Source organism: Pseudomonas sp. LFS044, from assembly GCF_047978245.1.
In the GTDB taxonomy this organism is placed as follows: Bacteria; Pseudomonadota; Gammaproteobacteria; order Pseudomonadales; family Pseudomonadaceae; genus Aquipseudomonas.
This window is the reverse complement of record NZ_JBFPFX010000010.1, coordinates 48718-60760: the sequence shown is the minus strand read 5'-3', so window position 1 is coordinate 60760 and position 12043 is coordinate 48718. Positions and strand designations below refer to the sequence as shown.

Annotated in this window: 12 protein-coding genes and 1 pseudogene; 7 read left to right on the top strand and 6 right to left on the bottom strand. The window is 58.8% G+C overall.

Annotation, left to right across the window (positions count from 1 at the left end):
• The first annotated feature begins 25 nt into the window (after positions 1–25).
• A complete protein-coding gene (locus ACNQPL_RS10925) occupies positions 26–424 on the top strand; it encodes an NUDIX domain-containing protein (protein WP_416466699.1) in 399 nt (132 codons plus the stop codon).
• Positions 425–563: 139 nt separating this feature from the next.
• The gene (locus ACNQPL_RS10920; RefSeq protein ID WP_416466697.1) at positions 564–1352 is read left to right on the top strand and encodes an EAL domain-containing protein; all 789 of its coding nucleotides are present in this window, start codon (positions 564–566) and stop codon (positions 1350–1352) included.
• 110 nt (positions 1353–1462) lie between these two features.
• Here the strand turns inward: ACNQPL_RS10920 and ACNQPL_RS10915 are convergent, their stop codons facing one another.
• Positions 1463–3874, bottom strand: a complete 2412-nt coding sequence (locus ACNQPL_RS10915; protein WP_416466696.1) for a TonB-dependent siderophore receptor — start codon at positions 3872–3874, stop codon at positions 1463–1465.
• A 371-nt stretch (positions 3875–4245) separates the two neighbouring features.
• Positions 4246–4671, bottom strand: a complete 426-nt coding sequence (locus tag ACNQPL_RS10910) for a hypothetical protein (protein ID WP_416466695.1) — start codon at positions 4669–4671, stop codon at positions 4246–4248.
• A gap of 307 nt (positions 4672–4978) precedes the next feature.
• On the opposite strand from ACNQPL_RS10910, the gene ACNQPL_RS10905 reads away from it, so the two are divergent.
• Positions 4979–5347, top strand: coding sequence for a histone-like nucleoid-structuring protein, MvaT/MvaU family (locus ACNQPL_RS10905; protein ID WP_346613370.1), 369 nt, complete (start codon positions 4979–4981; stop codon positions 5345–5347).
• Between the two features lie 171 nt (positions 5348–5518).
• Here ACNQPL_RS10905 and ACNQPL_RS10900 read toward each other — a convergent pair whose 3' ends face one another.
• Both ACNQPL_RS10900 and ACNQPL_RS10895 read right to left on the bottom strand, forming a co-directional pair.
• Positions 5519–6037: a carboxymuconolactone decarboxylase family protein gene (locus ACNQPL_RS10900; RefSeq protein ID WP_416466694.1), complete on the bottom strand. Its 519-nt coding sequence runs from the start codon at positions 6035–6037 to the stop codon at positions 5519–5521.
• Positions 6038–6060: 23 nt separating this feature from the next.
• On the bottom strand, positions 6061–6858 hold the full coding sequence (locus ACNQPL_RS10895; protein ID WP_346613368.1) for an SDR family oxidoreductase: 798 nt from the start codon (positions 6856–6858) through the stop codon (positions 6061–6063).
• Between the two features lie 104 nt (positions 6859–6962).
• Here ACNQPL_RS10895 and ACNQPL_RS10890 point away from each other — a divergent pair, with 104 nt between their 5' ends.
• Positions 6963–7913 carry a GlxA family transcriptional regulator gene (locus tag ACNQPL_RS10890; RefSeq protein ID WP_346613367.1) on the top strand — a complete coding sequence of 317 codons (951 nt, stop codon included), beginning with the start codon at positions 6963–6965 and terminating at the stop codon, positions 7911–7913.
• Between the two features lie 37 nt (positions 7914–7950).
• Here ACNQPL_RS10890 and ACNQPL_RS10885 read toward each other — a convergent pair whose 3' ends face one another.
• On the bottom strand, positions 7951–8772 hold the full coding sequence (locus tag ACNQPL_RS10885) for an alpha/beta fold hydrolase (protein ID WP_416466693.1): 822 nt from the start codon (positions 8770–8772) through the stop codon (positions 7951–7953).
• Between ACNQPL_RS10885 and ACNQPL_RS10880 the strand changes: the two are divergent.
• Positions 8690–8880 (top strand): annotated as a pseudogene (locus ACNQPL_RS10880) (LysR family transcriptional regulator); the annotation flags it as partial. The gene ACNQPL_RS10885 and the pseudogene ACNQPL_RS10880 overlap by 83 nt on opposite strands.
• A 109-nt stretch (positions 8881–8989) precedes the next feature.
• On the opposite strand, the gene ACNQPL_RS10875 reads toward ACNQPL_RS10880, so the two are convergent.
• Positions 8990–10609, bottom strand: a complete 1620-nt coding sequence (locus tag ACNQPL_RS10875; protein ID WP_416466691.1) for an IclR family transcriptional regulator domain-containing protein — start codon at positions 10607–10609, stop codon at positions 8990–8992.
• 172 nt (positions 10610–10781) lie between these two features.
• Here ACNQPL_RS10875 and ACNQPL_RS10870 point away from each other — a divergent pair, with 172 nt between their 5' ends.
• Positions 10782–11588 carry a ribonuclease activity regulator RraA gene (locus tag ACNQPL_RS10870; protein WP_416466690.1) on the top strand — a complete coding sequence of 269 codons (807 nt, stop codon included), beginning with the start codon at positions 10782–10784 and terminating at the stop codon, positions 11586–11588.
• A gap of 3 nt (positions 11589–11591) precedes the next feature.
• Positions 11592–12038 carry a nuclear transport factor 2 family protein gene (locus ACNQPL_RS10865; RefSeq protein WP_416466689.1) on the top strand — a complete coding sequence of 149 codons (447 nt, stop codon included), beginning with the start codon at positions 11592–11594 and terminating at the stop codon, positions 12036–12038.
• The last annotated feature ends 5 nt before the right edge of the window (positions 12039–12043 follow it).

Here is a 12043-nt window from a genome sequence, read left to right as displayed (position 1 = left end):
ACCTAATGACGAGCTGAGTGAGTGCATGCGGGACAAGAAAGCGCGCAAGGTCAAAATCAAGGCTAGGGCAACGATAATCTGCCTTCGAAGCGGCAGTATTCTTCTGGTGCGGAAAAAAAGCGGGAAGTGGAATTTTCCTGGCGGTGCTATCGAGCCTGGGGAGTCGCCGGTGGCAGCCGCTGCACGGGAGCTCCAGGAGGAGACGTCCATCAAAGGCCACGGTTTGCTCCCTCTGTGCACCGTGCAGGTTGGGTTGACCGTTCACCACGTATTCACCACCCATTTCGATGACCGAGAAAGGGCTGTGGCTCGCAATGAGATCGTGGCCTGTAAATGGGTACTCAGAGACAAGCTGAACCCAGCGATGCTCAGTGCAACCGCTGCCGGGCTTTTATCAAGTCAGCTGCCGGCCTTGACCGCGTAGAGCCAAGCTGAAGTACACGGAAGTTGCCTCATGGCCGCCTGGAAGTCCAGCCAGAGCCAGGTTGGATGAGCGGAGATTGGCTTATGAGGCGTATTCAAGCATTCTAAACAGCCGCACTCACGTACCTCGACGATCACTCATGCGCAAGCCTGTTTTTCCCCAGCCTTTTGCAGCGATTGGCTGCTCCCAATGTCGCGACCTCGCAAGCTTGGGGTTCGATATTACAATGGCGTTCCAGCCTATAATCCATGTCCCCTCAGGCAAACCCTTTGCCTATGAGGCCCTGGTTCGTGGCCTGAACGGTGAAGGCGCAGCGGACATCCTGGCCAAGGTATCGGCCGACAACCTGTACCGCTTTGATCAGGCCTGCCGGGTGAAAGCCATCGAGCAAGCGGCAGGGCTGGGCTTGGGGCGGGTGGCAGACTGTAAGTTGAGCATCAACTTTCTGCCCAACGCCGTCTATCGTGCCAGCACCTGCATCCGCGCTACCTTGGAGGCCACGCGGCTATTCGACTTCCCCGCCAATCGGCTTATGTTCGAAGTGACCGAGGGCGAGCGGATCGAAGATACCGAGCATTTGAAAGCGATCTTCAACGAGTACGACCGACAGGGCTTCACCACTGCGATAGACGACTTCGGCTCGGGTTACTCAGGGCTGAATCTACTCGCGGAGTTTCAGCCGGACGTACTCAAGCTGGATATGGCACTCACCAGGGGAATTAGCCAGGATTCGGTTCGCCAAGCCATCGTCGCCGGTATCGTCCTGGTGGCCGAGCGGCTGGGCATCACGCTTATCGCCGAGGGAATCGAAACTGACGCAGAGTGCCAAGCGTTGGCGGCGCTGGGGATCGACTTGATGCAAGGGTATTTGTTCGCGCGACCGCAAGTTAATGGGTTGCCCTTGATCGAGCGGCTTGCAGCATCTTGAGCGGATAGCGCACCCGCTCATTGTCGCGATGGTGGACGGTTGGCAGCATTGCGAAAACGGAGCGACGATGGTGCCCGTCCGTGGGAACCATCACTTCGAAGGGTACTGATTTAGAACGCGTATACCAATGTGGCGGTGGCACTACGCGGCGTGCCATACCAGCCACGTGAGCCGATGGCGGTGTAGTAGGTCTTGTCAAAGACGTTATTGAGGTTGAGCGATACGCTAGTTTGCGGGGTGAAGGCGTATTGCGCCATCAGATCGACCACGCTGTAGGGAGCTTGAGTAAAGGTCTCGTCATTGGGCCCGGCGCCTTTGTAGTATTCGGTACCCTGCCAGCGCACACCGCCACCGACTTTCAACTGCGCCAGGGCCTGCAGACGGTAGGTGGTGAACAGTTTCAGCGTGTCTCGCGGCACCTCAGTGTTCAAGCGGTCGCCATCGGAGTCTTTGCTAACGGCGTAGGTGTAGCTGGCAGACACCTGCCAGTCGGGCAGGATTTCGCCGGCCACTTCCATCTCGAAGCCGCGCGTCTTGGTACCCGATTCGGCGCGGTAGGCCTGATTGCCGTCCGGTGCCAGGTTGCTGCCATCGGCCACTGCCAGGTTGTCTTGGTGAACCTCGAATACGCTGAGAGCAGTCGTCAGACGCCTGTCGAAGAACTCGCTCTTCAAGCCCAGTTCGTAGTTCACGCCCTCCAAAGGATCGAGGTAGGTGCCTGCGACATCCTTGTTGCTCTGCGGCTTGAAGATGGTGGTGTAGCTGGCGTAGGCCGACCAGTTTTCGTTGAGGTCGTACACCAGCCCAAGGTACGGCGTGACAACGCCCGTTTCACTTCGCGAGGTGCGGCTGGTGTCGCCGGTGGCGAGGGTGGTTGAGGTTTCATCACGTTGCCAGTCGATTACCCGCGCCCCGGTGATCAGCGATAGGTCATCGGCCAGGCTCCAGCGCACCGAGGCGACTAGGCCATCCTGGGTTTCATCCAGGGCATCTTCCGATGACTTGGTGTAGATGGCGTCCGGGATCGCCAGCGAGCCGTCCCAGGTGTTGATGTTGTCGATGGTCTGGAAAGACCACAGCGGGTAGCCGGCGTTACGGTAATAGGCTCTGTAGTGACTGGCCCCAAGATACGCCTGGTGCTCTCGGGCAAACAGTTCAAACGGGCCTGCGGCTGACAGGTCGAACGAGGTCTGCCGGGGCTCGCCCGCCCAGCGGCCAGTCCAGGTACTGATGCCGCTGCCATCTGGGTTCACGGTACCGCTGGCGGCCGTTGCGAAGGCGTCGTCATAGCTGCGCCGGTTGTGCTCGGCATTGAGTTTCAACTGCCAGCCGTTGTCCAGCTGCTGCTCCAGGGTGGTGAACACCGTCTTGGTGCGACGCTTGTGATAACTCCAGTCTGAAGCGGAGTTGAACGAGCGGGAAGGGCTGAAGTGGCTACCGTCTGAGTTGTACATCGGGAAGCCGTGGTTACCAGCGCCTTCGTTATCCATCTCCTGGTATTCCGCACCGACCGTCAGCATCGTGCTGTCAGTGATGTCCCATTCCACTACTCCGTAGAACGCTTGCTTTTCCAAGGACTGGCGGTCGACATAGCTCTGGCTGTTGGTGTTCGACGCGACGAAGCGGCCTCGCACGTTGCCGCTGTCGGACAATTTGCCAGACACGTCCAGTTCCTGACGGTAGTCGTCCCAAGAGCCCGCCTTGAGGGTCAGCTTCCGTTGCGTTTCCAGCGTCGGCTTCTTGCGAATCAGGTTGACCGTCGCACCTGGATCGCCAGTACCTGACATCAGCCCCGTAGCGCCACGTACCACTTCCACGCGGTCGTAGGACACCATGTCGGCGAGGTCGTCCCGGAACCCGTACGTGTTGGGCCTGTTGATGCCATCCACCTGAATGCTGCCTACCTCGAAGCCGCGCACATAGATATGGTTGGCATCACTACCGGCCGGGCCCATGCTGTCGACGACAACGCCAGGGGTTTGTTCAAGAACCTGGGCAACACTGTTCAGGTTCTGATCTTCGATCTGCTGGCGTGTGATCACACTGACCGATTGTGGCGTCTCACGGGCCGAGAGCCGTAGCCCTGTCGCGGTATTGGCCGAGCCCGTGGTGTAACTGCCGGTGCCTTCGGTAGTGGCACCCAGCCCGACGCTGGAAACCGTCGTGGCGGAAAGCTCCATCGAGCCATCGTGGCTTGGGCGAACCAGCATGTAGCGTTTGTCACCCGCCTGTTGTACCTGGAGGCCGCTACCTTGCAGAAGTTGAGCGAAACCTTGTTCCAGGTCGTAACTGCCTCGCAACCCCTCGCTGCGCAAACCGGCAGTTTCTTCATCGCTGAAGCTGACAGCCACTGCGCTGGCATTCGCGAACTGGTTCACGGCAGTGGCCAAAGACCCAGCCGGGATGCTGTAACTGATAGCCTGCGCATGGGCACTGTTAGCAGCTAGTAAAGAGCTCGAGAGGCTGATCGCCAGTGCGGCTCGGCGGATGCTGGTAGCGGTAGACGGCAAACAAGCGGACATCCATTGACTCCTGTTCGTTGAAATCAGGCCTCCCAATAGGAAACGTATTGCTAATGGGAATCCTTCGCATAAGGGCGGCGTGATAGTCTTTCGTTGAGGTCGCAGTGTCAACGTATGTTTTGCAGTTTTGCTGAATTGGCACACCCTCAAAGACGGAGCTTGAGAAGTTGCTTCCTCATCGCGCATGGCGGCGAGATAGTCGGATCGGCTGCAGCCTATCCCCAACGTTTTTGTCGCCTTGGCGGTAGCGAGGATGTCGGAGTTCTCGGAATGCAGGCAGGAATACAAGCGCAATGGCTACGGATTTGGCCCACTTTCATTCTGGGATTTCTGCGCAGCCCCGAGTTTTTTACTTGTTGCTTGAAACAACATTAGCGCTTCAAACGATCCCACTGGTGCATCACAAATAGCCCGGCACTTGCCAGCCAAGCCATCCATGCGAGGGTGACCTGCCAATGGCTGAACACGGCCAGCGCTTCGCCCATGAAAAACACAGTCGAAGTAAAGGAAAGCAGCAGCGCCATGCCCGCAAGTGGTACACGCAACACTGCGGACAACCAGCGCGTAACATCCCACTTGTTCAGCAGGGTGAGGCTACCCAGCAGCAATGAGATAGCAATCAGGATCAACGGAACGGCAATCAGAGCCATTGCCGGCTCTGCTTCTCCGCCATCCTCCCCAGGTACGTAGTAATTCGCAGACCAGATTTCGCGGCACATTAGTTGGGTGGCATAGATCACGGCAATTTGCGCGAAAGGGAAGATCAGTAGGCTGATTATGGGATTGCGGGTATTCATGGGAATCACTTCCTTGTAGTCGGGCAATATCTCATTCAAAGCACTTCTCGGTCGTCAATCACGCTGGTGATGAGCCCACGTACTTGACGCCGTTCCAGCATACAGGGGGACGGGGAGGAGGGGAGTACGCTTGTGGCGCCAGGCAGGTGGGATGGGGCTATAGGCATGGGCTGTATGATGATTGCCGCATTATGCCAACAGCGACTATGCAAATGAACTAGGTCATGCGTGAGCGATCACATTCATTAGGTTTGATAGCACCTATGCGGTAGGCTAGCGCCACTTTTCAAACAACTGAGGGTCACCTATGTCTCGTTTGGCAGAATTCCGAAAACTGGAGCAAACCTTGGCTGCGCAGCTCGCGGAGCTTGAGGCCATGAAAGGTAGTTCTGAACTGCAAAAAGAAATTGAGTTCGAGACTAAATTGCGAGACCTGCTGACCAAGTACGGCTTCAGCCTCCGAGATATCATCAACATCCTTGACCCGCAGGCAAGCCGACGCGCCGCCGCTCCTGGAGTCGCAGAAAAAGCTCCGCGTCGCGCTCGCCAGGTGAAGCAGTACAAGAATCCGCACAACGGCGAGATTATCGAGACCAAGGGCGGTAATCATAAACTGCTGAAGGAATGGAAAGCCGAGTACGGCTCCGATGAAGTTGAGAGCTGGCTCTCGGCATAACCTGCCGTTTGTTCCCCACCCGGGCGCGGTGCGGCAGGTTGACTATGCCTGGGTGGGCGGTTTGAAGGTGCAGGCGCGCTTCAGAGTGCAGCCTGCAGTAAGGCGTTCTCGCGCGTAGTGACAGTGGCGGGAGGCGCTGGCGACAGGTGCCTGGACGCCTCGCGCTGCTCATTAGTTGTCGTTAGGTGGGAAGTCGATGTCCGTCATGGCCACATTGTTGAGGTAGTTGGTCAGCGTCAGCAGGGAGACTTGGGCGATGACATCGACGATTTTCACGTCATCCAGCCCTGCTTCCCGCGCCGCCGCCAGCTGCACCTCGCTGACCTGGCCTCGGCTTAGCGTCACCGCTCTGGCGAACGCAGCAACGCCATCGAGAGTGCCGGCACGAGCAGCCAGCAGCGCATCAGCATCCAAACCTGCTTTTTCGCCGAAGAAACTGTGGGCGGCGATGCAGTAGTCACAGCCATTCACCGCTGATGCAGCCAGCGCCGCCACTTCACGCTCGGCGGGGCTGAGGCTGTTCCTGTTCAGAACTTGCGACAGCGCAAGGTAGCCACCGAGGGCTGCCGGCGAATGGGCGAGGGTGGCGAACGCGTTCGGGATAAAGCCCAGACTTTTCTCGACACCCTGCAGGGCGCTACGCGCTGCTGCAGGCGCCTGATCGAGGGTGAGTGCATTTATGCGAGTCATGATTCCGTTTCCTGTACTGGTGATCACTTGGCGTTGTAACGCGGGGCAAGCTGGTTACTGGACAACTGGCTGAACAATGCTTGCCGGCTGGCTTCGTAGTGATGGAAAGCATGCAGGTCATGCAGCGACGGGATGGAAAGCAGCACATCGTTGTCGAAATCCTGCAGAGCACCGTCGACCAGATCATGAGCGGACATGACGATGCCGGGATCGAGGTTCTCGACAGGCAGGCCGCCGATCTGCCAGAAGTCGGTCGCAGTGGCTCCTGGCAGCACCGCCTGGATCTTGATGCCTTTGTCTGCAAGCTCCTTGTGCAGGGATTGGCTGAAGGCGGTCACGTAGGCCTTGCTGCCACCGTAGACACCATTGAGCAGCTCTGGCGCAAGGCCTGCAATGGACGAGATGTTGATGATGGCGCCTTGCTGACGGGCGATGAAGCCTGGAACGGCAGCGTAGGTCAGGCGGGTCAAGGCGGTGATGTTGAGGCTGATCATTTCGGCCATGCGTTCGACGTCACTTTCCATCAGGCTTGTGTGAGTGCCGATACCCGCATTGTTCACCAGCAGGCTTATGCTGGCGTCCTCACGAAGTTTGCGTTCTACGTTAACCAGGTCAGCTGCGTTGGAAAGGTCTGCCGGAAAAACTTCCACGTTTCGCTGGGTCTCGGTGGTAATACGGCTGGCCAGGGCGTTGAGACGCTCCCGGTTGCGAGCCACCAATACGAGGTCGTAGCCACGGCGGGCCAAACGCTCTGCGTATATCGAGCCGATCCCGGTGGAAGCGCCGGTGATGAGCGCGGTGCCTTTGGATTGCTGCGTCATGGTCATGCTCCGTTGTTTGGTGTGAAGCCATGATGCAGAAGGTCGCTTTCGTCTTAAATGACGCATAAGATACGTTTTTAGGACATCGCTCAAGGAGTCATTCGATGCACCGGGTCGGCTATCTGATAACCGAAGGTTTCCAGGTCATGTCTTTGGCCACGCAAGCGGTCTTCGAATTTGCCAACATCGTTGCCGGTGAAATGGCCTATAAGATCCAGAATTTTTCCATCGAGGGTGGGACTGTGCGCTCCTCACTTGGGATGTACATGGACACGCTGCCCTTGGGCGCTCCGGGTTTGGCGGACACCTGGATGGTTACTGGGACGTTGACGCCGCTGACGCCGCCGAGTGAAGAGGTACTTGCCAGTGTGCGAGGTTTTGTGGACGGTGCGCGGCGCACTGCAGGCCTGTGCACAGGCTGCTTCGTGTTGGCGCAGGCAGGCGTCCTGGACAATCGGCGGGCAACGACACATTGGGCCTATGCCAACAAGCTTCGTGAGCTGCATCCGAAAATCGAAGTCGAAGAAGACCGGATCTACATCGTGGATGGGCCGATATGGACATCTGCGGGTATGACTGCCGCTCTGGATATGGCATTGGGGATGGTAGAAAAGGATCACGGCACTGAGCTGGCTCGGTCGGTGGCGCGAAAACTGGTCATGCATCAGCGCCGCTCCGGTGGGCAGTCCCAGCATTCCGAACTGCTGACGCTTTCCCCGAAGTCTGACCGCATCCAGAGCGCCTTGGATTACGCACGCAAGCATCTTGGCCGGCCACTCAGCGTTGAGGAGCTTGCTGAAGTAGCGCATTTGAGCCCCAGGCAGTTCACCCGAGTTTTTACCGCAGAAACCGGACAATCACCGGCGAAGGCCGTGGAAAGCCTGCGTCTGGAAGCTGCCCGGTTGATGATCGAGCAGAGTCGGCACAGCTTGGATGTAGTGGCCAGAGAAACGGGTTTCAGGGACCGCCGGCACATGCGAGAAGTGTTCATTCGTGGGCTTGGCGTTCCGCCTCAGGTAGTACGTAGGGATGCCAGGCGAGTGGTAACCGGATGAGGGAGGAGGGGCCACCGGGGTGGCCCCTCAGGTCACACTAAGCCGAAATGAAAGCAGCGATGTGATTGGCAGCCGCCTCAGGGTACTGCATGTGAGGCCCGTGGCCGGCGCGAGGAAAGCTCACGAGCGTCAGCGTCGGAAGCTGACTGCTCAGGGCATACCAGTTTTCGACCGGGAACACGATGTCGTGGTCGGCACCCAGGTGGAGCACAGGGATGGTGGTACTCTTCAGAGCCTGCAACACCGCCTCGACCGGGAAGACGGGGTTCTTGGGCCCGTCCCCGAGCTGCTGAGCTGCCCACTCGACAGGGACTTGGGGGCCGCGATTTCCCTCACGTAAAGCGAGTCGTGCCCAGGCCCTCTCGGCTGTTGCACGACTGTTCTTCGACGCTGGCTCGAAAAACAGGTTTACGAAATCCTCGAAGTCATTGTCTCGACGAGCCATCTCGTAGAACAAGGTTTCACCAGGCTTGACCAGCTGACCGGGTGGCGTCGTACCAATCAGTACGGCATGGCTTACCAATTGTGGCGCCTGCGCCAGTACCACCTGAGCGGCGATTCCCCCGAGTGACCACCCACCAATCACAACTTTACCGAGCTCCAGCGCCTGGATTAGCTCTACAGCGTCCTTGGCCAGTGCTCCCGGATTGTAGCTAGGTGTACCACTTGATTGGCCCAGACCGCTGTAGTCAAAGATCGTCACCTGAAAACCGCGGTCAGCCAGTTTATCCAAGAACAGCGGATCCCAGTCGTCCATGGTGCCGCGATAGCGCACGAGCAGTTCCACCAACAACGGCGAGATCGCCCGGCAATGGTGCCTGGATGGTCGGGGGATATTGCTGCGTTCTATGTGGGACATCAAAGATGACTTGCAGTCTGGGCCGTGCACACATCGCCGTTGCTCAATTCGGCGAAGGTGAAAGTGACGGTGGAGTTCCTTAGTCAATACTTTCGAGCGCGCGCTTAGCGTGATGGTTTTCAGGATTTTGAAGGCGATTCTCGCTGAAAAAAATATCACGACGTCCGTTTTTATTATCATCCCCATTCACAATTTTGCGGCGGTAGGGTGGTTGTATCTATCGTGGCGGGTTGACCTTCCAGTCACCCACTGCGGCCATCTCGCCAGCAATGCCTGCATCCACCCTCAACAAGCAGCCCGAGTCAGGCGCGCTGCCGAGCATTTCGAGGTTCAGCGATTGTCGTGCACTGGTGATATACAAGCTGCGACCGTCTTCGCCACCGAAGCACAGGTCGGTGGGTGAGGGCACTGGCAAGCCGATCATGCGGTCCAGATTACCGTCGGCATCGAAACGGGCGAGGCTCCATCCGTCGCGCTGAGTGGTCCAGACACCGCCTTCGGCATCGAGAGCGAGCCCACTGAAGCTGCCTCCCCCAGGTGGCAGGGACGCGAGCCTGCGAATGAGGTTACTGCCTGGCTGCATGAACAGGATATTGCCGACGCTCGACGCGATGGCGTAAACCGCAGACCCCTTGGCATCCCATCGAAAGCTGGTGATCAGCTCGTTGACGCTCCAGCCGTTGCGCAGTTCGCCTTCGGCGCTCAGCTCACCGATCACGCAACCCCCCGGTGTTTTCGCACAGGCCCACAATGCCCCCGAAGGGTGGGTAGCCAGCGCCAGCAGACGGCTACCAAGCACATCCTGGACAGGGTGCTCCACACCCTCCCAATCGAACAGCGACCAGCCGCCGGTCTGCGCCACCAGAAGCCCATCGGCGCAGAGCTCCATTGCCGTGATAGGCAGATCAAGACGCATCAGCAACTGGCTGCGTTTGCCATCCCAGTAATGGATCGCCGGCGCCAAGGTATCTGCCCAGTACAGCCTGTTTCGGACGGGGCACCAGCGCGCAAAGGCACCATGGAATGCCCAGGGGCCCGGGAGCACCACCGTTGCACTGTCGGGGCGTGCCGGGGGCGTGGCGCGTAGCTGCTCGCCCACGCGCCTTGCGGCTTCGGCAAGCTCCGGGCCGAGCAGACCAAGCCGCTCCAATGTCAGGCGGTAGGCTGGCCCTGCAACGCTCAAGGCGCCGCGCACAACGCCCTGCTTGTCGATGATGGGCGCTGCGACGCAGCGCACGCCCAATCGGATTTCCTCATCGTCCAACGCATAGCCGCGGGCTTTGGTGATCTGCAGCTCGGCCAACAACCGACGTCGATCGGTGATGGTCAGCGGGGTCAAAGGCGTCAGCACGACCCCCTTGAGGATTTCGTCCCTGGCGGCTGGCGGCAGCGCAGAGAGAATGGCCTTCCCCTGACCTGTACAGTAAACAGGTTTGCCCTGACCCAGGCTGGCAGAGGAGCGCGTGGTATGTGCGCCATCGCAACGCTCGAGTGACAACACTTGGTCACCGTCCAGTACGGCCAGGTACGCGGTTTCACCCGTCAGGTCGCGCAGCGAGCGCAACTCGCTGCTGGCGGTAGCGACCAGGTCTGGCTCCATATAGGCGTTGCGCACCATCTCCAGGTATTTGAAACCGAGGCGATAGACCTTGCGGGTCGGGTCGCGGCGAATCATGCCTCGCTCGACGAGGGTCGCGAGAATTCGATACAGCGTCGTGCGCGGTAATTGCACTTGCTCAGCCAGCTGCGTCTGGCTGATTCCCGTAGCCATCGCGCCGACTGCCTGCAGCACATCCAGCGCCTTTTCCAGTGCGGCAGTACCTTCACCTGTTTTCATCTGAAATTCCCATCTGTTGGAACGCAGCATTGCCTGAGCGAATTCTGCCCCTTTCTCTCGGTTTTTTCCGCCATAGAATCGATCACAGAAGGGCCGCCATGGCATGCATTCCCAGTATATGGGAACTGCCGGGGGCACGAGTTGAATCAAAACGCCTGGAGAATCCATAACAATGACCGTCATCCACAACTATTCCGACGCCCATGAAAGCGTCTCCGGCAAGCAGGTCGAGGTCAGTGATGAGGTGTTGGCCAAGCTCGCCACCTGCAGCAGCGGCTCGCTGACCACTCAGCTTTTCAAACGCGGCTTTCGTCAGCCTGCCCTGGTTGGTCTGCGTGCCATCACACGTGACGTGAAACCGTTCGCCGGGCGTGCCTTCACCATGCGGTTCATCCCGGCGCGTGAAGATATCGATACTTATTCCACCATGACCACCAAGCCCAACGATGACAACCTGCAATGGGTAGGTGTGGAGCAGATCAAGCCGGGTGATGTGCTGGTTATCGATAGCCGCAACGACCCCGCTGCCGCCTCTGCCGGCAATATTCTGGTGACCCGCCTGCTGGCACGTGGCGCCAAGGCAATCGTCACTGACGGCGCACTGCGCGACGGCAGTGAAATTGCTGCCATGAGCCTGCCGGCTTACGCTCGCGAGATCACCGCGACCACCCGAATTTCCTATCACCACGTAGCTGACCTGCAGGTGCCAATCGGCTGCGCCGGTGTCGCGGTCTACCCAGGCGACATCATCGTCGGTGACGCTGATGGCTTGACCATCGTGCCCGCACACCTGGCCGAGGAGCTGGCTGAAGTGTGCAGCGTACAGGACGACATCGAGAACTACCTGGCCATGCGCATCGCTTCTGGCGAAGCCCTGTGGGGCGTATATCCGCCAAGCCCTGCATCGGTCAGCGATTATCACGCCTGGGTTGCTGCAGGTCGCCCGGCAATTGCGTCCATCATCGACAAGAAGGACTGAGTCATGGCCGAACATAAATACGCCCAGCTCATCCGCCGCTACTTCGATGCCTGCAACGAAGCCGATTACGAAAAGCTGGTGTCCTGCTTCACCCCTGACGCCGTTCATTACTTCCCGGCCGGCTTGCCGGAGATTCCATGGCGCAGCGCCGACACCATTGCGCGCAAGTGGGTCTGGTGTGTGGAGAACCTGGGCTCGCAGTGGACCATCGAGAAAATCCTCGTCAGCCATGACAGCCATGAAGCCGTGATCGAGTGGACGCACTGGAAGGCCAAGCTGGGAACCGCGCTGCGCGGCGATGAATGGTACGTCTTTGATGAGCAAAGTGGGCTGATCAAAGAGATCCGTGCGTACTACGCATCCCCGGCCGACAAAGAGTTGGCGATCAACGAATTGGTCGATTTCGACTACCAGGGTCGCGGCTACAACCTTGCCGCCAAAGCGCGCTGAAGGAG

Coding starts and splice junctions, on each gene's coding strand:
- ACNQPL_RS10925 (WP_416466699.1), top strand. CDS start 26: ATGCGGGACAAGAAAGCGCGCAAGGTCAAAATCAAGGCTAGGGCAACG.
- ACNQPL_RS10920 (WP_416466697.1), top strand. CDS start 564: ATGCGCAAGCCTGTTTTTCCCCAGCCTTTTGCAGCGATTGGCTGCTCC.
- ACNQPL_RS10915 (WP_416466696.1), bottom strand. CDS start 3,874: ATGTCCGCTTGTTTGCCGTCTACCGCTACCAGCATCCGCCGAGCCGCA.
- ACNQPL_RS10910 (WP_416466695.1), bottom strand. CDS start 4,671: ATGAATACCCGCAATCCCATAATCAGCCTACTGATCTTCCCTTTCGCG.
- ACNQPL_RS10905 (WP_346613370.1), top strand. CDS start 4,979: ATGTCTCGTTTGGCAGAATTCCGAAAACTGGAGCAAACCTTGGCTGCG.
- ACNQPL_RS10900 (WP_416466694.1), bottom strand. CDS start 6,037: ATGACTCGCATAAATGCACTCACCCTCGATCAGGCGCCTGCAGCAGCG.
- ACNQPL_RS10895 (WP_346613368.1), bottom strand. CDS start 6,858: ATGACGCAGCAATCCAAAGGCACCGCGCTCATCACCGGCGCTTCCACC.
- ACNQPL_RS10890 (WP_346613367.1), top strand. CDS start 6,963: ATGCACCGGGTCGGCTATCTGATAACCGAAGGTTTCCAGGTCATGTCT.
- ACNQPL_RS10885 (WP_416466693.1), bottom strand. CDS start 8,772: ATGTCCCACATAGAACGCAGCAATATCCCCCGACCATCCAGGCACCAT.
- ACNQPL_RS10875 (WP_416466691.1), bottom strand. CDS start 10,609: ATGAAAACAGGTGAAGGTACTGCCGCACTGGAAAAGGCGCTGGATGTG.
- ACNQPL_RS10870 (WP_416466690.1), top strand. CDS start 10,782: ATGACCGTCATCCACAACTATTCCGACGCCCATGAAAGCGTCTCCGGC.
- ACNQPL_RS10865 (WP_416466689.1), top strand. CDS start 11,592: ATGGCCGAACATAAATACGCCCAGCTCATCCGCCGCTACTTCGATGCC.